The organism is uncultured Eudoraea sp. (assembly GCF_947258525.1).
Taxonomy (GTDB): domain Bacteria; phylum Bacteroidota; class Bacteroidia; order Flavobacteriales; family Flavobacteriaceae; genus Eudoraea.
Genome location: NZ_CAMYIP010000009.1, coordinates 1 through 25,529 on the forward strand (window position 1 = coordinate 1; position 25,529 = coordinate 25,529).

Sequence of the window (25,529 nt, forward strand, 5' to 3'; positions counted from 1 at the left end):
TTCTGGGTCTCCACTATAATTCTTAAAGGGAAGTACAGCTATAGATTTATCTGTACTTGAGATTGTAATAGTCTGGGTTCTATCGGCACTATCAAACCGTAAATAAAGGATATAAACAACTAAAAATAGAAGTACAGAAACTAACACAGGAACTAAAACAAACCTTTTTTTGAAGGGTTTATCCCCAACTTTGTCATATGTATTTGTCACAGGAGGCTTACTACCCGCCATTCCTATTTCCTTAGTTGAAGTTTCCGGATCAGCATCTTTGTTCCTATACTTGGCCTTACCAGGTGAGTAGCCGTAGTAGATGCGAAAACATGTATTGAAGTAAGTAGGGCTATTAAAACCAACCCTATAAGCTATCTCCGAAACTGTGGCTACATTATCCACCAACATTTCCCTGGCTTTCATGAGTCTGAACTGACGAATAAAGCTACTGGCAGATTTGCCAATAATTGCTTTAAGTTTTCGGTGCAGCTGTGAGCGGCTTAGACCCACTTTATCGGCTAATTGTTGTACACCAAAATGTTCATTCCCAAGATTTTCTTCCAACAGGACAGTCAATTTATTAATAAATGCCTGATCCATTGAAAGTTCTTTATTCATCTTGATGTTCTATAAAGCGAGGGCACTAAGTTTCTTTTTGTCATTTTAACTTTTAGTACGATAATTCATATAAGATAGCAAATTTCAACAAGTAATCAGAATTTTGTAAGGTATTACATTGCTAAAGGTAAGACTATAGAACCCCACAAATTTACGGCCATGATATATTACTTTTTTATAGTAGTACGCATAATTTGATGTAATCAAGAAAATTATAATAATTACCGTAGTTCAAAACAGACAGGCACAGACATCGGTTTTAAAGATATTAAAGGATTAACCTCTACGGCTTTGAGATCAGTACTTATTTGAAATTTCTTAATAATTTGCGCTATAGTAATGATCATCTCATACATAGCAAAGTTGTTCCCTACGCACATTCTGGGCCCTGCGCCAAAAGGATAGTAATAATTGGAATAGTCTCTTTTTAAGGATATATCGAAGCGGTCCGGATTAAATTCTTCCGGTGCATCCCAGAATGCTGATGACCTGTGCAATTCGTAAATAGACATTAAAACCAAAGAACCTTTGGTAAAACTTTGTCCCTTAACAATATCATCTGATATGGCTGTTCTATCAATGACATAAGCAGGGGGATAAAGCCTTAAAGCTTCTTCTATACATTGTTTTGTATAGGTTAATTCAGACAGGCACTGCATAATATCATCAGAATCCAGGTCTGTGTTTTCAACTTCCTTTAAAACCTTATTCTGGATATCTGGATGTTTAGCCAACAAGTGAAGCGCAAAACTAAGGGCATTGGCAGTAGTCTCATGGCCTGCCGTAAATAAGATCAGGACTTCATCTATTAACTGTCGCCTGGGCATATGTTTGCCATCTTCATAGGTCGCATTTAAAAGCATATCCAATAAATCATCCTTCTGTTCCCCGGAAGTTATTCGTTCTTCGATAATACTATTTAGAATATTCCTTCCCTGTTCGGCCAGGTCCAGGTGTTTTTTAATTTTACCCTGTTCGGCCAGGTCCAGGTGTTTTTTAATTTTACCGCTTAGTATAAACCACCATTTTAGGTATGGTTGCCTCATTTCCCTGATTAACATCTTCTGGTTACGCTCCGTATAGTCCTGAAGCTCTTCCATGCTTTGTTGAATATCGTAGCGACTAAAAAGGGCTTGTGCTACGACCTGGAATGCCAAATCGCCCATAAGCGGAAATACATCCTGGGTTACACCGGGTTCTATTCTTTTTAATTCTGAGTCAACTGCCTGCTTCATGATACCCAATAAACCCCTGAGCTTCTTTTTGTGAAATGCGGGTTGCACCATACGCCGGTGTTTGCGCCAATGTTCTCCATTAGAAGTCAGGATTCCATGCCCGATATATTTTGCAAGATCTACGGTTTGGAGTTCTGACTTCTCGTACTTTTTATGTTGTTTTTGAAGTATATGCTTAATAATAGTGGCATCGCGTGTGAAAATTACAGCCTTCCGAAAACCAACCCTTACCCTGAAAATATCTCCATATTTTTCAAAATTAGCCCTGTGGAAAGGCAAAGGGTTTTTTAGTATCGTCTTTCTGTTCTTAAAAACCTGGAATTGAGAAATTGTGGGGAGGTCTTTCATTTATAAGCTATTTGTCAGGCTGAGCGCAGTCGAAGCCATTAATTTTGATAATCATGGTATTTATAATGTGTTGCATTCCTACACTCGGAAAGAATTTGAAGTAATTGATCATCACCATGAATCAAAGCTTCTTTTTTTCTTCTTGTCCACCCCTTTATTTTCTTTTCAAAATAAATAGCTTGCAATACATCATTAAATTCCTGATAAAATTCAAGCTCAAGAGGTCTTCTTTTGTAGGTATAGCTATCTTTTTTAATTCCCGATTGATGTTGTTCAATTCTTTTATCAAGGTCATTAGTAATCCCAGTGTAATAGGATTGATCTGAACATTTTAATATATAAACGTAGTAACTATACATTTTCTGTTTTGGATGGGCTTCGACTGCGCTCAGCCTGACATATTGGAATCTATTATTATTTAAGGCTTCGACTGCGCTCAGCCTGACATATTGGAATCTATTATTATTTAAGGCTTCGACTGCGCTCAGCCTGACATACAAAAAAACTAAAACAAACCGGGTTGGGAACCTCCTTTAATTCTGCCCAAGTGGGTGTAGGCTAACTCGGTTACTTCTCTACCCCTGGGTGTACGCATTATAAATCCCTGCTGAATTAAGAAAGGTTCGTAGACTTCTTCAATTGTTTCTGCACTTTCCGAAACTGCTGTCGCCAAGGTAGTTATGCCTACCGGGCCTCCTTTAAACTTATCGATAATAGTTGTTAAAATTTTATTATCCATTTCGTCCAATCCATGAGTATCTACATTCAGGGCTTTTAATCCGTATTTGGATATATTCATATCAATATTCCCATCACCTTTTATTTGAGCAAAATCTCTTACCCTTCTTAGCAAGGCATTGCTTATTCTTGGGGTTCCCCTGCTTCTTCCCGCAATTTCGATTGCTGCATCATCTGTAATTGGTACTCTTAGAATATCTGCACTACGCATTACTATAGTTGATAATAATTCAGTTCTGTAGTACTCAAGCCTGCTTGTTATGCCAAATCTGGCTCGCATAGGGGCTGTTAATAAGCCTGAGCGAGTTGTTGCCCCGATTAATGTAAAAGGGTTCAAATTTATTTGTACCGACCTGGCGTTTGGGCCGGTTTCAATCATGATATCTATTTTATAATCCTCCATAGCAGAGTACAAATACTCTTCTACTATGGGACTTAGTCTATGAATTTCATCTATGAATAAAACATCTCTTTCATCCAGATTGGTTAATAGTCCTGCAAGATCTCCCGGTTTATCCAAAACCGGACCGGAAGTAATTTTTATTCCAACACCCAATTCATTCGCAAGAATATGTGCCAAAGTAGTTTTACCTAATCCCGGTGGACCATGAAATAATGTATGATCCAGGGCTTCATTGCGCTGGTTTGCGGCCTGTACGAAAACCTTCAGGTTCTCCAATACTTGTTCCTGTCCTGTAAAATCATCAAAGGTAATAGGTCGTAGAGCACGTTCCATATCCAATTCCTCTTGTGAAAAAGAGGAGCCGGTAGGATCAAGATTATCGTTCATGTTTTCAAAGATAGTAAAAAAGAAAAGCGGTAAATATCACAAAATGTACTTACTTCTTTATATTAAGACAAATCCTTGAATGCACATGATATTTGTCATCTTTTTTACAAAGATTTATTGCATTCTTTGCATAGAATTTATGAATAATTACTAAATTATCAATAGTTAGGAAAGTACAATCTTCAAAAACAAAAAATCAATGAAAACATCTTTTAATCTTCAAAAATACGGGATAGAAACGGAGCAGGTATATAGGAATAGCAGTGTACCGGTGCTTTATGAATTAGGGTTGCGATTAGAAAAAGGAACGGCCATTTCCAATGTAGGTGCTCTAATGACCTATTCTGCAGAAAAAACGGGCCGGAGTCCTAAGGATAAAAGAATTGTAAGACACCCCGATTCTGAAAATAATATTGACTGGGGTGATATCAATATCGGATTGGATGAACATACCTTTATGGTAAACCATGAACGTGCATTAGATTTCTTGAATATTTGTGATCACTTATTCGTAGTAGATGCTTTTGCCGGATGGGATCCAAAATACAGGCTTAAAGTTAGAATTATATGCACGAGAGCGTATCATGCCCTGTTTATGCAGAATATGTTAATCATGCCAACAGCAGAAGAGCTTGAAAATTTTGGCGAACCAGATTATGTCGTTCTTAATGCAGGGGGGTTCCCGGCTAACAGGTATACTTCTGAAATGACTTCCAAAACGAGTGTAGATCTTAATTTGGAACGCAAAGAAATTGTAATTCTTGGAACACAATATGCGGGTGAGATGAAAAAAGGTATCTTCTCCGTTATGAATTATTTAATGCCATTAGAAAATGTATTACCAATGCACTGTTCTGCAAATGTGGGCGAAAAGGATGACGTAACTATTTTGTTTGGTTTGTCAGGAACAGGAAAAACCACTTTAAGTGCTGATCCTAAACGCAGATTAATTGGAGACGACGAGCACTGTTGGACTGACAAGGGTACATTTAATATTGAAGGAGGATGCTATGCTAAGGCGATAAATCTTTCACCAGAGAAAGAACCGGATATATATAATGCCATTAAATTTGGTACAGTTCTGGAAAATGTGGTATATGATAAATTCACAAGGGAAGTAGATTACACAGATACTTCTATAACACAAAATACAAGAGCCTCTTATCCAATTGAGTACATAGATAATGTACAAATACCTTGTATAGCAGGTCATCCGGAAAATATAATCTTCCTTACCTGTGATGCTTTTGGTGTATTACCTCCAGTAAGTAAACTTACTCCTGAACAAGCTAGTTATCACTTTATTTCAGGATATACCGCAAAGGTAGCCGGCACTGAAATGGGTGTAACAGAACCACAGGCAACATTCAGTGCTTGTTTTGGAGCAGCCTTTATGATGTGGCATCCAAATAAATATGCAGAGTTACTTGCAGAAAAAATCAAGGAGCACAAGGCCGCCGCCTGGTTGGTAAATACCGGATGGACTGGTGGAGCTCATGGTGTGGGATCCAGGATGAGCCTGAAATATACTCGAGCAATGATTGATGCAATTCACAATCATGATTTTGACAATGTAGAATTCACTACAGACCAGGAATTTGGCTTTCAAATTCCACTAAGTTGTCCGGGTGTACCTTCAGAAGTTCTCATACCCAAGAATACATGGGATAATAAAGAGGAATATCAGGAAGTTAAGAATAAGCTTGTAGCGCTTTTTAATGAAAACTTTAAAAAGTTTGAAGCTGATGTAAATACTGAAATTGTGGAGGCAGGTCCTAAAGCAGACTTTTCTCTGCAGTCCTAACTTAGTTGAGTTTTCAAAAACCCCCATCGCGTAAAGCGATGGGGGTTTTTTTATTAGTCATATTCTGACTTTTATTCCTCTCTCTTATATAGCTCTGAAGTATTCAGAAATTCATTCAAAATTATCTTGGGATTTCCCCATAAATATGTCTTGGCCGAACCACTAGATGAGAGTTCTATACTTTTATAGGCGAATACCCTTGCCTTAGCTGTCTCTTCTAAAACTGAACTGATAACTCCTGTTTCCAATTTCTGGGCCTTAAGATCACTGCTTCCTGATAATTTTATATTCATAGTGTCCGAAGTTCCTTCAGCAACCACCGAAGTGCTATTATGCATTTCAATATTGCCTTTAACGGTTGTCGTATAAATATTAAGATTTATTTTATCTTTTAGGATCAGATCTATTGAATCTGACTGAATATTCAGATTCCCCGAACTTGTACCTTCCATATTTAAATGAACAATTGAAGCTTTAGCGTTTAATTCAAGTTTAGAAGCACCAAATGTGCTGATTTTAAGTTCATCGGCATTAATCATGTTTTTTGTAACTACTTTACCTTGCTGCATAACTATGCTCTTCAGATCATTGTAGTTTACCGTTATATCTAGTTGTTTCTTGGTTGTAATCTTGTAAAACGATCGTATAATCAGGGTGCTGTCTACGACATCAAATCTTAAAATATCTATCAAATTATCATCTGCTGTAATTGAATATCCGGGTATGGTGGACTCAATTAAAGAAATTTCAAGATCATCCTTGACTTCTATTGCATTAAAGAAAGGCAGGTCCTCATTTACATTTACAATAGATTTATTGCCTTTTATTTTAGGTTTTCTTTGGGCGCTAACCGCCAAAGTAGTGAACGCTATAAAAAATATAATTAAGTTTTTCACGATAACGAATTTAACAATTATTCCCGCTAAAAATAAGTTGGGTTTATTATTTTATAAAAACCTTATAATAAATCCTGCACCAATACCAACAAAAAGCCCATCCTAATGGATGGGCCTTAAAATTTTCTAATAAAAGTTTTTTCTTTAATGATTCAGTTCTTCCTCATCTTGTTGAAGTGGAATGTTTTGCGGGACAAAATCCTGACCCGGAATTATATATTCCCCATTTTCATCAATTTTACTATAATCATATGCCCATCTGTGTACATGCGGAATCTCACCTTCCCAGTTTCCATGGAAGTGCTCTATTGGAGCAGTCCACTCCAGGGTATTAGATTTCCATGGGTTTTGTTCTGTGGGTTTTCCATAAAAAATACTGATGATGAAATTATATAAGAATACTAATTGAGCCAGCCCTGCTATCAGTGCAAAAACAGTAATAAGAACATTCACATCTGTCAATTCATCAAACATAGGGAAGGCCGTGTTTTGATAATAACGTCTTGGGACGCCTGCCATGCCCACAAAGTGCATAGGGAAGAAGACCCCGTAAGCACAGATCGCAGTAATCCAAAAATGTACATAGCCCAGATTCTTATTCATCATGCGCTTAAACATTTTGGGGAACCAATGGTAGACCCCTGCAAATAATCCATATAATGCAGAAATACCCATTACCAGGTGAAAGTGAGCCACAACAAAATACGTATCGTGAACATTTATATCTAAAGTACTATCCCCTAGAATTATCCCTGTCAAACCTCCGGTTATGAATGTTGATACCAATCCTATTGAGAAAAGCATTGCAGGGTTAAGCTGTAAATTTCCCTTCCATAATGTGGTTATATAATTAAATGCCTTTACCGCAGATGGAATTGCTATTAAGAGCGTAGTAAAGGTAAATACAGATCCGAGGAATGGATTCATTCCCGAAATAAACATATGGTGGCCCCATACTATTGTAGACAAAAATGCAATCGCTAAAATAGATGCTACCATTGCTCTATAACCAAAAATTGGTTTACGTGCATTGGTAGACATAACTTCAGAAGTAATGCCCAGAGCTGGTAAGAGTACAATGTATACCTCAGGGTGTCCTAAAAACCAAAACAAGTGTTCAAATAATACTGGGGAGCCTCCCTGATAATGTAAAACTTCACCCTGAATAAAAATATCCGATAAAAAGAAAGAGGTTCCGAAACTTCTGTCCATTATTAAAAGTAAAGCTGCGGATAGTAATACAGGGAAGGAAATTACCCCAATAATTGCAGTTACGAAAAACGCCCATATCGTTAATGGAAGTCTTGTCATAGACATCCCCTTAGTCCTAAGATTTATTACTGTGACAATGTAGTTCAACGATCCTAATAAGGAAGAAGCAATAAAGATTGCCATGGATACCAACCATAATGTCATTCCCATCCCGGATCCGGGTTGTGCCATTGGGAGTGCACTAAGCGGCGGGTAAATGGTCCATCCTGCAGCTGCAGGTCCTGCCTCCACAAAAAGTGAAATAACCATAATTACACTGGATACAAAAAACATCCAATATGATAGCATATTCAAAAAACCTGAAGCCATATCCCTTGCCCCAATTTGAAGCGGGATAAGAAGGTTACTAAAAGTACCACTTAAACCGGCTGTAAGGACAAAGAATACCATTATGGTACCGTGTATGGTAACCAATGCAAGGTACATATCCGCGTCCAAAACACCATCGGGTGCCCAACCTCCTAGAAATACTTCAAAAATAGGAAACGATTCACCGGGCCAGGCTAATTGCAATCTGAATAAAAGAGACATGGCAATACCAATAATACCCATAATCAAACCAGTAATCAGATACTGCTTTGAAATCATCTTATGATCCTGACTGAAAATATACTTAGTTACAAATGTCTCTTTATGATGATGAACATGATCATCTGCGTGTTCATCAACGTGGGCATGTGCAGTAACAGACATAATTCAATTTTTTTTATATTAATCTTCTTTTTATATAGCTCTATTTATTCTATTGATGCCATGGTTTGACTAAAAGTCTGCTGACTTTCTATCCAGGCATTATAATCTTCTTCACTTTCTACAATGATCTTCATCTGCATATTGTAGTGCGATTTGCCACAAATTTTATTACACAAAAGTACATAATCAAATTCCCATGGATCAGAGTTGTCCTCTCCATTAGCAGCGCGTTCCGCTCTGATTTTATTTGTCCTTTTTACCTTGTCTACTATATCCGGATTCATTCTCATCTCAGCAGTAGTTATGGTAGGCGTAAAAGAAAACTCCGTTGTCATTCCGGGTACACAATTCATCTGAGCCCTAAAATGAGGCATATAAGCTGAGTGCAATACATCCTGCGATCGCATTTTAAAATTCACCTTCCTTCCAACTGGCAGATGTAATTCTTTTACGATAACATCATCTGAAGCATTAGGGTCCGATTCATCCAATCCTAAAACATTTGCCTTATCAATATCTATCATTCTAACATTGGCGCTTCCTAATACATTGTCCGTTCCACCATATCTTGCAGTCCAGTTAAACTGTTGAGCATAAAGTTCTACAATCAGTGGGTCATCCTCGTCATTAATATCCATTATATTGGTCCAGGTATATAATCCCCACAAGATTAATCCTGCCAAGACAATCACGGGTATTATCGTCCAAATGAATTCCAACCTGTCATTATCTGCAAAAAATAAGGCTTTTTTCCCTTTCTCACCGCGATATTTGTACCCAAAATAATGTAATAAAGCCTGAGTAATGGTTTGTACAAAAAAGATGATGATGAATGAAACAAGCAGCAAGTAATCATAATCATTTCCATGAGCCGATGCTGATTCGGGCAATAAGACTTTAGTGTATTTATAAAAACTAAATATGGTTATCCCATAAATAAATATCAAAAAAGCAAACAACAAGTAACCATTATACTTATTATCCTTATCGGTCGCAACTTGTGAATCTTCTGTTTTTAGCTTGGACAATTCAAAGATTTTGGTCATTTGCCAAATAGCAATTGCCACTAGTACTAAAACAATTAAGATCAATAATGTAGTCATTGTATGTATTGAAATTATACTTTAATATTTACTAATAATGAAAATGTCTGCTTTCTTCTATAAAAGGATTACGGCTAGGTTGTAAGGGAGCATTGGTAAGCGCTCGGAACACCCAGAAAATAAAAGCTCCTGCAAAAAAGAGTATCGCACCTAATTCCGGGATCCCAATATACCACTGGTCACCAACTGTTGCCGGCATTATCATATTAAATATATCTAAATAATGGCCTGCAAGTAAAACGATACCTGTCATAATCACAAACCAATTCACTCTTTTATAATCGCTATTCATTAACAACAATAAAGGAAAAACAAAATTCATTGCCACCATGCCAAAAAATGGCAGATTGTAATCTTCAATCCTTGTAACGAAATATGTAACTTCTTCAGGAATATTTGCGTACCATATTAACATAAACTGCCCAAACCAAAGATAAGTCCAGAATATACTAAAGCCAAACATAAACTTAGCCAAGTCATGAATATGGCTGTCATTGACATCCGGTAAATATCCCTTTGATTTAAGGTAAATGGTAACCATGGCAATAACTGTAATGCCGGAAACAATCATACTCGCAAAAAGATACCATCCAAACAACGTACTGAACCAATGCGGATCTACACTCATAATCCAATCCCAGGACATTATGGATTCTGTAATAAGATAAAAAACAAGAAAAGCAGCTGACCATCTGAAGTTCTTTTTGAAATTGGAATTATCATCCGCTTTGTCCTGCGCAATAGAAAGTCTTCGGGATATTTCACGATAACCTATCCATCCTCCAAGGAAGAATGCGGCTCTAATCAGGAAGAAAGTTGGATTCAGATATCCTGCTTTATTTTGGAGTAACTTATCATGAGCAACTACATCGGCATCCATCCATGTAAATAAATGATTAAAATGCATTACTGAAAGTACCAGAATAACAAATACTATTATCCCTCCGGGTACAAGATATGCCGTAATTCCTTCCATTACCCTGAATAACATAGGTGACCATCCGGCTTGTGAAGCCCTTTGAATTCCATAAAATGCGAGAACCCCTAAAGCAATCATAAAGAAAAAGAAAGCTGCCACATATAAGGCAGACCAAGGTCTGTTTTGCAGTTGGTGCAATAAGTGCTCATCATGATCTACACCATGACCAGCAGCCTCACCATGGTCTGAAGCCATTGCCTGAGATGCTTCCTCTCCGTGTGAATCTCCATGACCGTCATCATGGGCGGCTACCATAGCTTTGGCTTCATCTACCGTTGCCGGTGCCGATACAAAGCCTATTCCAATTCCCAATACCCCAACGGCCATGAGAATAAAGGAAGCTATTTTTAATCTGTTTGAAAACGTGTACATATTAAAGGTCTATGTATTATTTTGTTAAGTCTTGTTTCAATTGCATTACGTACTCGGATACTTGCCAACGTTCTTCATAATCAAGTTGACCGGCATAAGATCCCATGGAATTCAACCCGTAATAAATAGTATGATAGGTGCTTCCAACGGTAATGTTCCTGGCGGCATCTGCATAGCTGGGTACGCCAAGTATTTTTTCCCTTTTTACAAGGGTTCCCTGCCCTTTGCCCTGGTTCCCATGGCATATGCCGCAGTATATGACATAAAGTTCTTTGCCCTTCGCAAGGTTTGCTTCCATTTGCAAAGAATCTAATGGACTTTGTTGCATTCTGGCCATTTCCTTGCCTTCAAGATCATTGGCATACTCATAGGGCAGCCAGCCTCTGTGAATGGTATTTTCCGGAGGCGTCATGGCTTCGGTTCCACTGGGAAGAAAATCAACCTGCTGATAGGTTTCATAACCCACCGGCTCATACATATTTGGCATATATTGATAATTTGGACTATTACTATCTGCACATGCAGAAAGCAATCCAATTACTGCCAGAATCATTACTATTCTTATAAAACCCTTCATTTTCTAATGACCGTTTTTAATAATGTTCAACTCTACTGCCCCGGTATCTAACAACAAGTCTTTTAATTCAGACTCATTATTATGCACTTCAACTTCCATAATAAAATGAGCGTCTGTTGTTCTCACATCAGGGTTTTCAGCCTTTTTAAATGGCCATAACCTACTTCGCAAATAAAACGTAATTACCATTAAATGTGCCGCGAAAAAAACCGTTAATTCAAACATGATAGGCACAAAAGCAGGCATATTTTCGATATAGCTAAAGCTGGGCTTTCCACCAATATCCATCGGCCAGTCATCAATCATTATGTATTTCATCATAACAATAGAAACAATTAATCCCAAACATCCATACATAAAGGACGTAATTGCAATTCTGGTTGGAGCTAAGCCCATTGCCTTGTCCAAACCATGCACAGGGAAAGGACAATAGACCTCCTCGATGTGATGTTTTTCAGCTTTTACCTTTTTAACGGCGTGCATCAATACATCATCATCATCATAATATGCGTGGATAACAGTAGCTGCCATAATTATTTATCGTTGTTTAAAAACATTCTTGCTTGTCCTGCCCAATCATCTCTCTGAGCTCTGCCAGGGAAAGCACCGGTAAGAGAATCAAGCAAATCATATTCTTTCTGTGTCATTTTACTCACTTGTAAAAAACTGAAAATGCCCAATTTATTAAGGGTCTTTTCCATTAAAGGACCGATCCCTTTTACTTTTTTCAGATCATCGGGTTCCTGAGTTGTTGAATCAAAACTACCCAGTGCACCAAGCAAACTTTTTTCATCAGGTTCCGAGGAAACCGAAGCTTGCTCGTCATCGCTAATGATTGTTTCCCTTACAATTCCATTTTTACTTAAGGTATATAATGGTTTACCGGCATCTCTAAGAGCTTTATAACGGGCGCCTGATGATTTTAATATTGATTTTACCTCAGCTTGTGCAATTACCGGGAAGGTTCTTGAATATAATAAAAAGAGCACAAAGAAGAATCCAACAGTACCTATGAAAATACCAATATCAACAAAAGTTGGCGAGAACATAGTCCAGGATGAAGGCAGGTAATCTCTATGCAATGATGTAACTATTATCACAAATCTTTCAAACCACATACCTACATTTACTACAATTGATATAATAAATGAAATTACTATACTTGTTCTAATTTTCTTGAACCACATTATCTGTGGTGAAACAACGTTACAGCTCATCATTAAAAGATAGGCCCACCAATATGGTCCTGTCGCCCTGTTAAGAAAAGCATACTGTTCATATTCAACCCCGGAATACCAGGCAATAAAAAGTTCTGTGATATACGCACAACCAACAATTGAACCTGTTATCATGATAACTATGTTCATCAGTTCGATATGCTGAACGGTTATATAATCCTCAAGGTGACTTACCTTTCTCATTATTATCAAGAGTGTTTGGACCATGGCAAATCCTGAGAAAATTGCTCCCGCAACAAAGTAAGGCGGGAAAATGGTGGTGTGCCAACCAGGAATAACAGAAGTTGCGAAGTCAAAAGATACAATAGTATGTACAGAAAGTACAAGTGGTGTTGCCAAACCTGCAAGAACAAGGGAAACTTCTTCAAAGCGCTGCCAGTCTTTTGCACGACCAGTCCATCCGAAACTAACCAGACCGTAAATTTTCTTTTGGAAAGGTTTTACAGCCCTGTCGCGAATCATACCGAAATCCGGTAGTAAGCCTGTCCACCAGAAAACCAATGAAACTGATAAATACGTTGATATCGCAAAAACATCCCATAACAGGGGCGAATTAAAATTAACCCATAATGAACCAAACTGATTAGGTATTGGGACAACCCAATAAGCCAACCACGGTCTACCCATGTGTATTATAGGGAATAAGCCCGCCTGGATTACAGAAAATATCGTCATGGCCTCCGCAGATCGGTTAATTGCCATTCTCCATTTTTGTCGAAATAATAAAAGTACCGCAGAAATTAAGGTTCCGGCGTGTCCGATACCTACCCACCACACGAAATTTGTAATATCCCAGGCCCAGTTTACTGTTTTATTAAGTCCCCAGGTTCCAATACCGGTAGAAATCGTATAAATTATTGCACCTACCCCCCAAAGGAGTGCTGCCAATGCAATGGAAAAAACAATCCACCATTGCCTGTTAGCCCGTCCTTCAACCGGAGCTGCAATATCTACCGATACATCGTGGTAGCCTTTGTCCCCAAGAACTAAGGGTTTACGTATTTGTGCTTCGTAATGCGACGCCATATAGTTTTATTATAGTTGTATTCTTCCTTAATTGATTATGCTTCATTAGTGTTTCTCACTTTAACCTGATAAAACACATTTGGTTTTGTTCCAACGCTTTCCAGTAAGTGATACATCCTGTCATTTTTCTTTAATTCTGTAACCTGGCTTTCTTCGTCATTTGAATCGCCAAATACTATAGCTCCATTACTACACGCATTAGAACAAGCTGTCTGAAACTCACCATCTTCTATTTCCCTACCCTCACGTTTAGCATCAAGAATCGTTTTTTGGGTCATCTGGATACAGAGAGAACATTTCTCAATAACTCCTCTGGATCGTACTGTAACATCAGGGTTAATCACCATCTTGCCCAGATCATTGTTGAAATGATAATCAAATTCATCATTATTATTTGTCAGGAACCAATTAAACCTTCTTACTTTATACGGACAGTTGTTGGCACAATATCTGGTTCCAACGCATCTGTTATATGCCATATGATTCTGGCCCTGACGACTATGTGTAGTTGCTGCTACCGGACAAACGGTCTCACAAGGTGCATGGTTACAATGCTGACACATTACAGGCTGAAAAGCAACCTGAGGATTTACTGCAGCTTGCTCCATTTCCTCAAAACCTGACTTTGTCTGAGAGACGCCGGACATTTCATCTTTTTTAGTATTGTCCCCGTCAAAAGTATCTTCAGAAGAATAATATCTGTCTATACGCAACCAGTGCATGTCTCTGGATTTCCGAACCTCTTCTTTACCAACAACGGGCACATTATTTTCCGCGTGGCAAGCTATTACGCAAGCACCACATCCGGTGCAGGCATTAAGATCTATAGACATGTTAAAGTGATGTCCAATAGACCTGTCAAAACTATCCCAAAGATCAACCGTAGTGGCTGGAACTTCCTGATGGTTCAATGATACCTGAGGTACATGATTCCATTCCGAATGATCTTTTGTATTAAATATCTCTAAAGTAGTCTCCTTTATGATATCTCCTCTGCCCATGAGGGTGTTGTGAAGCTGCATACATGCAAACTCATGCATTCCTGTTGCCTTTTCGAGACTTACATTCTGAATACTATTGAACCCCTGGTAAAGAGCATATGCATTAACACCGGTCTGCATTTCAGCTTTCATACCTACCTGCCGGCCATATCCAAATGATAATCCTACAGTACCAGCTGCCTGGCCCGGTTGAATAATTACAGGCACATTCTCCAAAGAGACCCCGTTTACTGTAAGTTTTGCGTAACTTCCGTTAAGACCTCCATTTGCTACATTTTCATTTATCAGTCCCATTGCAGAGGCATCTGCTCTGGATATAGTAACATAATTATCCCATGCGACTCTTGTTATAGGGTCCGGGAATTCTTGTAACCAAGGATTATTGGCCTGCTGACCGTCGCCCATTCCTATTTTTGGATAGAGAACAAGTTCCATTCCCTCAGCTGATGAATTAGCCAGTGCACTAATTGCAGAAGAAATTGGCGCAACTGCTGCACCAGCTCCTGCCTGTTGATCCATTGCCTGAACTTCAGCAGCTGTTTCTCCTTCCTCGTTTGATTCCAACACAAAAATACCGTCATGAAGTGCCTTATTCCAGGATGCTTCACTCCAAACACCAAAACTCCAGGCCTCTTTTATGTAATTGTAATAACTCAAATCACTGCCCATCCACAGTAAAAGTGACTGCTGAAATTGCCTGGTATCAAAAAGTTCTTTTATAGCAGGTTGCATAAGGCTGTAATGTCCTTTTACAAATTCCGCATCCCCCCATGATTCTAAAAAGTGATTAGAAGCAGCGGTAAATTCTGTAATTTCTGTTGTCTCATTCCAATTCGTTGAAAAAGTGACTGATAAATCTACTTTAGCCACACCTTCAGCAAACTCAGAAGCGTTCGGGAGCGTGTACATAGGATTAACACCATCTATAATTAACGCCCCAACTGTACCGGAATTCATGTCCTGAATAAGCTTATTAACAGCCTGAGTGTTTCCTTGTCTTATATACCTAGGTTTGGTCGGGTCAAAAGAAGTACTGGCCAGCATCTCATTTATAGCCAACGTGACTGACTGTGCATTTAAATCATCCAACCCGGTTACAACAACTGCCTTGTTTCCCGCTTTCTTAATTTCTGCTGCAGCATCGTCTACAGCTTTACTAACCGCATCACTGAGATCAACGCTAACAGAGCTATTGTTTAGTTTACCAAATAAGCTCGCAAGTGCCTTTTTTTGTTCCGAAGGTTTTAATGGAATACGTTTATCAGCATTTGCTCCGGTAAGAGACATAATGGATTCAAACTGAATATGCCTGGACATTTTACCCTCTTTTGGGATTCGCCCTTTGGAATATCCACTATCCAAGCCACCACCCTGCCAATCGGCCAGAAAATCTGCGCCAAAAGAAACAATGATTTCCGCTTGTTCAAAATCGTATGACGGCAGAGCTCTTTCTCCATATTTAGCTTCGTATGCATCCAGAGCGGCATCTTCACTTATGGCGTCATAGGTAACGTGATTTACATTCCCGTAGACTTCTTTAAACTCATTTATCAATTTTGAAGTAGATGGACTGGCATATGTCTGTGTAAGCAATACTATTTGCTTCCCAGAATCTTTTAATCCTTCTAACTTATTTTTTACTGACGCATCTAACGAGGACCACTCAACAGGTTCTCCATTTGCCAAAGGGCCTTGCAGTCTTGTGCTGTCATATAACGAAAGAACAGATGCCTGCACTCTTGCATTGCCATTACCATTTGTTTTTGCTTCCTTATTATTTTCGACTTTAATGGGTCTGCCTTCTCGTGTTTTGATCAAAATACTGGCAAAATCATAGCCATCCGCTATCGTGGTTGCATAATAATTTGCCACACCGGGAATAATTTGTTCCGGCTTAACAACATAGGGTATAGACTTTCTCACAGGGCCCTCACAAGCCGCTATTGAGGCTGCAGCAGTGCTAAAACCTACATATTTTAGAAAGTCGCGCCTATTGGTTGTACTGGCAGACAAATTGTCCTTATCCCCTAAAAAATCATCAACTGGTATTTCTTCAGGAAATTCGTTTTGTCTTAGCGTCTCCATGATGGAATCGTTGGGATTTAACTCCGCTTCGCTTTTCCAATACTTTTTTGATGCCATACTATATATCTGTAATTAGATGCTTAATTTTTTCTAATAATGGCACTTGCCACATTCCAATCCGCCCATTTGAGCAGCGGTAAGGTTTTCAACGCCATATTTTTTGGATAATTCATCATGTATTTTCGCATAGTAGGCATTATCCTCTACCTTAACATTTGTTTCTCTATGGCAATTAATACACCACCCCATAGTCAATGATGAATATTGATACATGATCTCCATTTCCTCAACCGGACCATGACAGGTTTGACATTCAATACCTGCAACGGAAACGTGCTGAGAATGATTAAAGTAAGCCTTGGTATACCCATTAGCCAAATCTTCGGGACTTGGACCCTCAGGGTTTCCTTTATACTCATAAATTGATTTATGACAATTCATACAAACATTTAATGAGGGTATTCCAGAATGTTTAGATACTCTGGCAGAAGAATGGCAATATTTACATTCAATTTTATTATCTCCGGCATGTATTTTATGGGAATAATGAATTGGTTGAATTGGGGCATAACCCTGATCTATACCCACTTGCATCATCCATCCATAAGCAAAATACGCACTCGCCAATAACAGGAAAATACAAGATACGAGAACCAGGAATTGGTTTTGTGCAAATGCCTTCCATATTGGAGTTCGCTTAACCGCTTTTTCCTTTTCAAGCACTACGCCATTAGCTTCAGCTATTCGTTGTAAGGTACTGTTTACTAAAAACAACATCATTACGAGTAAGGCAAAAACCAGGACAAGGGCTCCCAAAATAATTTCATTGGTAATCCCTGAAGAATCACCCGTTCCCTCGCTTGCAGCAGCTGTAGTTGTTGCAGCTACCGGCGCAGGTGGTGGAGCAGCTGTGTAAGCCAATATATCATCAATATCTGCATTTGATAGTGTGGGAAATGCAGTCATTGCAGCCTGATTGTACTCCTCATAAATTTTATTAGCATAGGCATCCCCGGAACTAATCATCCCCGCACTATTCTTAATCCAGGTATATAACCATTCCTTATCTAAACCTTCCTCTTCAGCCAGTCTGGTCTCAACATTAGCCAGGGCAGGCCCGGTCATTTTTCTATTTAACGCATGACAAGCAGCACAATTCTGATTAAATAACTGTTTACCTTTTGCGACATCACCAGCAGCTGCATCTGCAGTTTCGGCAGCAACTTCAGTATCAGCTTCAACACCGGGTTCAGCGTCTTCCTGCTGGGCAAAAAGAGAATTTGAAAGGAGTAGGTAAACTACTATAGTAAAAGCAAAAAGTTTAGAAATCTGATGGCGGTACAAAACCTTTTTCATATTTAAAATATTTCTATCTTAATTCTGGCACGATAATTACTATTAGAATAGGGTAATAAGGTAATTTATCGCCGCTCAAATTGACGACAAAAATAAGACTTTGACTTTATTTGAGAAATGTTAAGGGTTTTATAATTTATAATTTATACTGATTCTAAATAAGTCAGAAAACTTTTGTTTAACCTTCAATAAATTACTTTTGCATTTTAAGTTTGATGCCAATAAATTTTATATCATGAAAACAGCAATTCTATCAGTAATACTACTTGGCTTCGTTACTTGCGGAACAGCACAGAGTGGAGAAATCAGCATTGAACAGGATGCGAGTATTACCCGTCTTCTCGAAGTTTATAAAATAAGTAATTCGAAATCCAATTTTTATACAATTCAGGTTGGATTCGGCTCGTATTCGAAAGCAGAGGAACTTAAACAACAGGTAGATATTGATTTTCCTGACTTAAAAGCGAAAATTATTTTTGATTCCCCAACTTACAGGGTTCAGATTGGTCAATTTAGATCTAAATTGGAAGCGGAACGCAAATTTAAAGAGGTTCGGATAAAATATCCTGAATCACTTTTATTAAAACCAGAAAAAACAAAAACGACCAAATAGGTCGTTTTATGTTTTACTATAATTCAATATATCTATTCCAGGAATAAGACTTGTCTTTGGTCTTTATTCGCAGAACAATTCAAATTCGGATTAAAGCTTTTTCTTTACAGCCACTTCCTGGAAGGCTTCTACAATATCACTTTCTTTTATATCATTGTAGTTTTTTATCTGAAGTCCGCAATCATAACCTTTGGCCACTTCTTTTACATCATCCTTAAACCTTTTTAAAGAAGATAGTTCTCCCGTAAATATTACCACACCATCCCTTATGAGTCGAATACTGGAGTTTCTGAATATTTTGCCTGTGGTTACCATGCAACCCGCAATGGTACCTACTTTCGATATTTTAAAAGTTTCTCTGATTTCGGCTGTACCTGTAATTTCCTCTTTCATCTCCGGAGACAGCATTCCTTCCATGGCGTCCTTAAGATCATTAATGGCGTCATAAATAATTGAATACATCCTGATATCAATCTCCTCTTTGTCTGCAATATCCCTTGCATTGCCCATTGGTCTCACATTAAAACCAATAACAATAGCATCAGATGCCGAAGCTAATAATACGTCAGATTCAGTTATTGCACCTACTCCTTTATGAATAATATTGACTTGTATTTCATCTGTTGACAATTTCTGGAAGGAATCGGTTAATGCCTCTACTGATCCATCCACATCTCCCTTTAAAATAATATTCAACTCCTTGAATTCGCCCAAAGCAATTCGCCTGCCAATTTCGTCAAGGGTAATATGTCTTTGCGTTCTTACTGATTGTTCCCGTTGAAGCTGACTCCTTTTGGATGCTATTTGTTTAGCTTCTTTTTCATCTTCAAACACATTGAATTTATCCCCGGCCTGAGGTGCCCCGTCTAGTCCTAAAATTGAAATCGGTGTAGAAGGACCGGCCTTTTTAACCGTCTTGCCACGTTCATCCTGCATTGCCTTAATCTTGCCACTACAAGTGCCCGCCAAAACGTAATCCCCTATTTCCAAAGTACCGGCCTGCACCAAAATAGTAGAGACATATCCTCTACCTTTATCCAGAAATGCTTCAACTACGGTACCGGAAGCTAACTTATCCGGATTAGCTTTTAATTCTAAAAGTTCTGCCTCTAAAAGCACTTTTTCCAAAAGATCTTTTACCCCTTCACCGGTTTTTGCCGAAATATCATGGGATTGTATTTTGCCACCCCAATCTTCTACAAGCAAATTCATGGCGGCCAAACCTTCTTTAATCTTTTCAGGATTTGCTGTTGGTCTGTCAATTTTATTAATCGCAAAAACGATAGGAACGCCTGCTGCCTGGGCGTGACTGATAGCCTCTTTGGTCTGAGGCATGATATCGTCATCCGCAGCAACTACAATTATGGCAATATCGGTTACCTGTGCTCCCCGTGCTCTCATCGCAGTAAATGCTTCATGACCCGGTGTATCTAAAAAGGTAATCTTCTGCCCCCCTGATAATGCAACACCGTACGCACCTATATGTTGCGTTATACCGCCACTCTCTCCGGCAATTACATTTTCTTCCCGGATGTAATCTAATAATGATGTTTTACCATGATCTACATGACCCATTACCGTAACAATAGGGGCCCTTGGCTTTAAATCCTCCGGAACATCTACTTCTTCTTCAATAGATTCTTCAAGATCTGCGGTAATAAATTCAACTTCATAACCAAATTCTTCGGCAACAATAGAAAGTGTTTCGGCATCCAGTCGTTGATTCATTGTTACCATGATTCCAAGTGACATACAGGCAGAAATTATTTCGGTAGAAGAAACTTCCATCATAGTCGCAACTTCACCTACAGTTACAAACTCAGTAACCTTAAGAATTTTGCTTTCCAGCTCTTGTTGTTCCAGATCTTTCTCAGTCTGCTGTCTGTGCTGGTCTCTTTTATCCCTTCTATACTTTGCTCCTTTTCCTTTCTTGGATTTGCCCTGAAGTTTTTCCAGGGTCTCACGAACCTGTTTTTGCACTTCTTCTTCTGTTGGCTCTACCTTGGGTGCAGATGCAAAACGTTGTCCTTTTTTGGCAGTAGTTTTAGTTCTGCCAGCACCAGGCGAACCGTTACTTACTATACGTTTTCTTCTTTTACGCTTATCAGCTTCGGTAGGTGCCTTTGCAGGTTCTTTCTTTTTCTTGGGCTTATCAAACTTGGAGAGATCTATTTTATCTCCCATTATTTTTGGCCCTGAAAGCTTTTTATATTGTGTAGTTATAGAACCGGTTTCCTCAGATTTTTCCTCCTCCGGAACTTTTTCATCAACCTTTTTTGCCTCAGGAACTTTTTCAGGCTTAATTTCCTCAGTAACTTCTTGTGAAACTTCTTCTTTTGTTTGACTAACTACCTCTTCTTTAGGAGCCTGTTTTTCTTCAACTTTCTTAGTTTCCGCTTTAACTTTTTTAGCAGGTTCAAGGTCAATTTTACCTATTTTCTTTGGCCCTGAAAGTTCAACCTTGGCTTTCACTACCTCTCTTGAGGCAGCTCTTTTTTCTCTTTGCAGTCTTTTTTCTTCCTGCTCCTGCTCTAACTGCAGTCTTATAGCTTCTTTTTCCTTACGCTTTTCTTCGCCGACTTCCTGGGATGCAACCCTCTTGCTCATATCCGTCTGGAATTCGTCTAAAAGAACCTGATGTATGTCTTCAGAAATCTTTGTGGTAGGTCTAGCGTCTACCTTGTGTCCTTTAGACGCAAGGAATTCCACTGCTCTATCCAAAGAAATATTAAGTTCTCTCAGGACTTTATTAAGCCTTATTGTTGCATTGTCTGCCATAAATACTGTTTACTCTCTACTTTTACGTTGCTAATATATAGCTTAATCTTCAAATTCTTCTTTAAGGATTCTCACAACGTCTGAAATAGTTTCCTCTTCCAGATCAGTGCGTTTTACTAAATCGTCTACATCCTGCTCCAGAACACTTCTGGCCGTATCAAGGCCTATCTTTTTCAGTTCTTCAATAATCCAGCCCTCAATTTCATCAGAGAATTCTGTAAGTTCTACATCTTCCTCAACCCCTTCACGGAATACATCTATCTCATAACCTGTAAGTTGGCCTGCTAGCCTTATATTATGACCGCCACGGCCAATGGCCTTTGAAACTTCCTCGGGCCTCAGGTAAACCTGGGCCGTCTTTTTTTCATCATTTAATGTCACAGTAGAAACACGCGCAGGGCTAAGTGCACGGGTTACCATTAACTGAGGATTATTTGTCCAGTTAATAACATCTATATTTTCATTTCCAAGCTCGCGAACTATTCCATGAATCCGGCTTCCTTTCATCCCCACGCAAGCTCCCACAGGGTCTATCCTGTCATCATAGGAATCTACTGCCACTTTTGCCTTTTCACCTGGAATTCTAACTGCTTTTTTTATGGTAATTAACCCATCAAACACTTCGGGAATTTCCTGGAAGAACAATTGCTCCAGGAAGATTGGTGAAGTTCTTGACATGATGATCATTGGCTTATTTCCCTTGAGCTCAACACTTTCGATAATACCCCTCACATTGTCACCTTTTCTAAAAAAGTCAGAAGGTATTTGTTTATCCTTTGGAAGGATTATTTCATTGCCTTCATCATCTAATAAAATAATTGCCTTATGTCTTATGTGATGCACTTCAGCCGTGTAAATTTCGCCTTCAAGGTCTTTAAATTGTTTGTAAATGGTAGTATTGTCATGTTCATGAATTTTGGATATCAGGTTTTGGCGCAAAGCCAAAATTGCCCTTCTTCCAAGGTCTATAAGCTTCACTTCCTCAGAAACATCTTCTCCAACTTCAAAATCGGGTTCAATTTTACGTGCTTCAGAAAGGGATATTTCCTCATTGGGTTCTTCTACTTCTCCGTCTTCTACAACAACCCTATTTCTCCAAATTTCTAAATCTCCTTTATCCGGGTTAATAATGATATCAAAATTATCATCGGATCCGAATTTCTTCTTTAAAGCATTCCTAAAAACGTCCTCTAATATCGCCATTAGCGTTACCCGATCAATGAATTTGTCATCCTTAAATTCCGAGAAAGATTCGATCAATGCAATATTTTCCATTTTGCCCTGTGATTAAAATTTTAATTTAACTTTTGCCTCATCAATATCAGATATGGCTATTTTTTTTCTTTTCTGAACCGTTACTTTTCCTTTGCCTACCGGTTTAGGTTCTCGTTCTTTCCACTCCAGTGTTATGCTTTTTTCTGTAGCTTCGGTGAGGTCACCTTCATAACTATCGGTCGCTGTTTTTACGACTAATTTCCTGCCAATATTTTTTGGATACTGGCGGGCCATCACAATTGGTTCTGCTGCCCCCGCTGAAGTAACTTCCAGGGAAAAATCATGTTCCTCCCTATCTAAATTGTGTTCAATAGCTCTGCTTACGGCTATACAGTCCTTCAGGTTTACTCCTTCATCTCCGTCGAGAATAATCTTAATAGTGTTGTCAGGAGTAATTGAAAAATTAACTAAAAACAATTTTTTATTCTCCTTCAATGCTTTTGCCAAAAGCTCTTCAACTTGTGTCTTTAACATAACCATAAGTAACAAAAGAGGGGACAACTTGTCCCCTCATGAATACAATTATATTCTTTCAGTGGCGCAAATATACAACTTTTTTTGACTTTAAAAGAGATGCTTATTCCATTTATATAGATACTAATAGTAATCCCATCAACGTTTAATTTTTAATAGTAACTTTATTATAACTGGAATTAATCTAATTGCATTAACAAACTATAAATGGACATCTTTAACTCCTACAACCTCATTATTGAAGCATCAGTAATACTTATTCTTTCTTTTCTATTTAATGGAATATCAAAAAGAACAAACATTCCGTCTGTTTTATTACTCATTTTACTAGGATTCATTTTACAATTTGTCTTAAAGACTTTTACATCCGAAGAAGTGGACTTCTTTCCTGCATTGGAGGTTCTGGGTATTATTGGACTGATCATGATTGTTTTAGAAGCTGCTCTTGAACTTAAATTAAAAAAAGAAAAACTCATTCCTATACTAAAATCTATGGCCATAGCCCTTACAGGCCTCATAGGTTCTGCATGGGTAGCAGCTTTAATCCTGCATCAATTTGTCCCGGATATGTCTATGGATGCGGCATGGCTGTACGCCACACCTTTATCCATCCTATCCAGTGCTATTATTATTCCAAGTGTTAGTGAGCTTTCAGAAAAGAAAAAGGAATTTCATATCTATGAAAGTACATTTTCGGACATTATGGGAATCATGATGTTCTATTTCCTGGTGAGTGGGTTAAATCCGGCAGAAGATTCAGGTGCCGGAGGTTTCGCCCTTAATATTCTTCTTACAATAATCATTTCACTTATTGCAAGTTATGCGATCATTTTTATCTTTCAGCAGATAAAAAGTCAGGCTAAACTATTCCTGCTCATTGCTGTATTGCTCTTATTATATGCAATAGGCAAACAGCTTCATCTGTCGTCCTTGCTTATCATTTTAATATTCGGTTTAGTAATCGCCAATATGAAACTGTTTTTTGGTGGGAAATTATCCCACTTTTTGGAATATGAAAAAGCCCACCGCATTTATCATGAACTTCATATAGTAACCCTGGAAACAGCATTTGTTGTGCGTACTTTTTTCTTTGTTATTTTTGGATTGACCATTGCCATTGCCTCTTTATTCAGCATCCAGGTGGCTCTGGTTAGTGTTCTCATTATATTGTCTATCTATGCCATTAGATTTGTCATCCTAAGAACATTTATTGGCAGCGATATTCTACCTCAACTATTTATTGCTCCGAGAGGACTCATTACAATACTACTTTTTTATGCAATTCCTTTAGAGGCACAGGTGGCAACATTTGAACCGGGGATTCTGCTCTTTGTAATTATTGGCACAAGTCTTATCATGACCTGGGCTATGATTAAGGATAAGAAAAAAATGAGCACTATTTTGGATCTGGCCGACAAGGAAATTGATACATTACAAGAAGAAAACGAACTGATCAAACAAAGTGATCTTCATAAACCCTCTGACCCTCAGCTACCCGATGAATTAGACCAAAATTCCTAATTATTCATTCAGCATAAAAAAAGCTTTAGGATGTGCTTTTAGCTAGCATGGATTGTTACACAGTATGTTAAAAAAGCAAAAAAAACACCTAAACTGATCTAGATCATGTCATACCTCAGTGAAGCTGTATATTTTAGTGGAATATTTGAAAAAAGTTCTTTGAAAAATATAATTAAGTGGGTTTTTTAAATCGGGGGAATTAGAAAACCTACAAGTATAGAAGCCGTCAATGGCATCCATTAAACCATTTGAATTGCGAACGGATCTAGTGATAGTTCCTATTAGGGATCAGTGTAAGCGGTCATTGGAAAGAATTGACAATTTCTTAGAGAAACCGGGATATTTGGGTATCTCGGTTTCTTTTTAAAAATATTAAAATGGATTTTTTATCGTAGGGATAAGAAAATCCATAAGAATAGAAGCCGTCATGGGCATCCTTTAAACCATTTGAATTGCGAACGGATCTAGCGATAGTTCCTATTAGGGATCAGTGTAAGAGGTCATTGGGAAGAATTGACAGTTTCTTGGAAACCGGGATATTTTGGTATCTCGGTTTCTTTTTAAAATCAGGATATTGATTTATAAAGTTGCAAGACGATATAAGTCAAATGAAGTGTTTAATACCCCATTTGCCCATATGTATGTAGGCATTATTTTAGAAATAAGATGATGTGGGAATATGTTCGTAAGCAATAAAAGTAAAAACACTTCATAGGAAACAGGAGACTTCGGTTTCCTGTTTTTTT

General features: G+C 38.3%; 19 protein-coding genes. 3 read left to right on the top strand and 16 right to left on the bottom strand.

Translation table 11 applies throughout. From position 1 onward, the window contains the following. The 4 genes from Q0X89_RS00250 to ruvB all read right to left on the bottom strand — a co-directional run. On the bottom strand, nt 1-609 hold a 609-nt coding region (locus tag Q0X89_RS00250), incomplete at its 3' end, for a helix-turn-helix transcriptional regulator (RefSeq protein ID WP_297690601.1). A 221-nt stretch (nt 610-830) separates the two neighbouring features. After that, on the bottom strand, nt 831-2,192 hold the full coding sequence (locus Q0X89_RS00255) for a cytochrome P450 (protein ID WP_297690602.1): 1,362 nt from the start codon (nt 2,190-2,192) through the stop codon (nt 831-833). 38 nt (nt 2,193-2,230) lie between these two features. Beyond that, nucleotides 2,231-2,551, bottom strand: coding sequence for a GIY-YIG nuclease family protein (locus Q0X89_RS00260; RefSeq protein ID WP_297690603.1), 321 nt, complete (start codon nt 2,549-2,551; stop codon nt 2,231-2,233). 146 nt (nt 2,552-2,697) lie between these two features. Beyond that, nucleotides 2,698-3,720 carry a Holliday junction branch migration DNA helicase RuvB gene (gene ruvB / locus Q0X89_RS00265; RefSeq protein ID WP_297690604.1) on the bottom strand — a complete coding sequence of 341 codons (1,023 nt, stop codon included), beginning with the start codon at nt 3,718-3,720 and terminating at the stop codon, nt 2,698-2,700. A gap of 199 nt (nt 3,721-3,919) precedes the next feature. Here ruvB and pckA point away from each other — a divergent pair, with 199 nt between their 5' ends. Then, nucleotides 3,920-5,524 (top strand): phosphoenolpyruvate carboxykinase (ATP), encoded by a 1,605-nt coding sequence (gene pckA, locus Q0X89_RS00270; protein WP_297690605.1) that lies wholly within the window; start codon nt 3,920-3,922, stop codon nt 5,522-5,524. Nucleotides 5,525-5,595: 71 nt separating this feature from the next. Here pckA and Q0X89_RS00275 read toward each other — a convergent pair whose 3' ends face one another. The 9 genes from Q0X89_RS00275 to Q0X89_RS00315 all read right to left on the bottom strand — a co-directional run bounded on the left by Q0X89_RS00275 (nt 5,596) and on the right by Q0X89_RS00315 (nt 18,122). After that, nucleotides 5,596-6,420, bottom strand: coding sequence for a DUF2807 domain-containing protein (locus Q0X89_RS00275; protein ID WP_297690606.1), 825 nt, complete (start codon nt 6,418-6,420; stop codon nt 5,596-5,598). Between the two features lie 144 nt (nt 6,421-6,564). Further along, on the bottom strand, nt 6,565-8,385 hold the full coding sequence (locus tag Q0X89_RS00280; RefSeq protein WP_297690607.1) for a cbb3-type cytochrome c oxidase subunit I: 1,821 nt from the start codon (nt 8,383-8,385) through the stop codon (nt 6,565-6,567). Nucleotides 8,386-8,429: 44 nt separating this feature from the next. Next, nucleotides 8,430-9,488: a cytochrome c oxidase subunit II gene (locus Q0X89_RS00285; protein ID WP_297690608.1), complete on the bottom strand. Its 1,059-nt coding sequence runs from the start codon at nt 9,486-9,488 to the stop codon at nt 8,430-8,432. A 31-nt stretch (nt 9,489-9,519) separates the two neighbouring features. After that, nucleotides 9,520-10,839 carry a quinol:cytochrome C oxidoreductase gene (locus tag Q0X89_RS00290; protein ID WP_297690609.1) on the bottom strand — a complete coding sequence of 440 codons (1,320 nt, stop codon included), beginning with the start codon at nt 10,837-10,839 and terminating at the stop codon, nt 9,520-9,522. Nucleotides 10,840-10,855: 16 nt separating this feature from the next. Then, nucleotides 10,856-11,416, bottom strand: a complete 561-nt coding sequence (locus tag Q0X89_RS00295; RefSeq protein WP_297690610.1) for a cytochrome c — start codon at nt 11,414-11,416, stop codon at nt 10,856-10,858. Nucleotides 11,417-11,419: 3 nt separating this feature from the next. After that, entirely contained in the window at nt 11,420-11,947 is a 528-nt protein-coding gene (locus tag Q0X89_RS00300; RefSeq protein ID WP_297690611.1) for a DUF3341 domain-containing protein, read from the bottom strand. A gap of 2 nt (nt 11,948-11,949) precedes the next feature. Beyond that, nucleotides 11,950-13,680: an NrfD/PsrC family molybdoenzyme membrane anchor subunit gene (nrfD, locus tag Q0X89_RS00305; RefSeq protein WP_297690612.1), complete on the bottom strand. Its 1,731-nt coding sequence runs from the start codon at nt 13,678-13,680 to the stop codon at nt 11,950-11,952. 35 nt (nt 13,681-13,715) lie between these two features. Continuing rightward, on the bottom strand, nt 13,716-16,823 hold the full coding sequence (locus Q0X89_RS00310; RefSeq protein ID WP_297690613.1) for a TAT-variant-translocated molybdopterin oxidoreductase: 3,108 nt from the start codon (nt 16,821-16,823) through the stop codon (nt 13,716-13,718). 33 nt (nt 16,824-16,856) lie between these two features. Next, nucleotides 16,857-18,122: a c-type cytochrome gene (locus tag Q0X89_RS00315; RefSeq protein WP_297690614.1), complete on the bottom strand. Its 1,266-nt coding sequence runs from the start codon at nt 18,120-18,122 to the stop codon at nt 16,857-16,859. A 235-nt stretch (nt 18,123-18,357) separates the two neighbouring features. Between Q0X89_RS00315 and Q0X89_RS00320 the strand changes: the two genes are divergently transcribed. Next, entirely contained in the window at nt 18,358-18,735 is a 378-nt protein-coding gene (locus Q0X89_RS00320; RefSeq protein ID WP_297690615.1) for an SPOR domain-containing protein, read from the top strand. Between the two features lie 90 nt (nt 18,736-18,825). Here the strand turns inward: Q0X89_RS00320 and infB are convergent, their stop codons facing one another. Genes infB through rimP form a run of 3 tightly spaced genes read right to left on the bottom strand, consistent with a single transcriptional unit; the run spans nt 18,826 to nt 23,262 of the window. Then, nucleotides 18,826-21,513 (bottom strand): translation initiation factor IF-2, encoded by a 2,688-nt coding sequence (gene infB, locus Q0X89_RS00325; protein WP_297690616.1) that lies wholly within the window; start codon nt 21,511-21,513, stop codon nt 18,826-18,828. Nucleotides 21,514-21,555: 42 nt separating this feature from the next. Continuing rightward, on the bottom strand, nt 21,556-22,788 hold the full coding sequence (gene nusA, locus Q0X89_RS00330) for a transcription termination factor NusA (protein ID WP_297690617.1): 1,233 nt from the start codon (nt 22,786-22,788) through the stop codon (nt 21,556-21,558). Nucleotides 22,789-22,800: 12 nt separating this feature from the next. Beyond that, a complete protein-coding gene (gene rimP / locus Q0X89_RS00335) occupies nt 22,801-23,262 on the bottom strand; it encodes a ribosome assembly cofactor RimP (protein WP_297690618.1) in 462 nt (153 codons plus the stop codon). A 207-nt stretch (nt 23,263-23,469) separates the two neighbouring features. Here rimP and Q0X89_RS00340 point away from each other — a divergent pair, with 207 nt between their 5' ends. Then, nucleotides 23,470-24,783 carry a cation:proton antiporter gene (locus Q0X89_RS00340; protein WP_297690619.1) on the top strand — a complete coding sequence of 438 codons (1,314 nt, stop codon included), beginning with the start codon at nt 23,470-23,472 and terminating at the stop codon, nt 24,781-24,783. Nucleotides 24,784-25,529 lie beyond the last annotated feature (746 nt).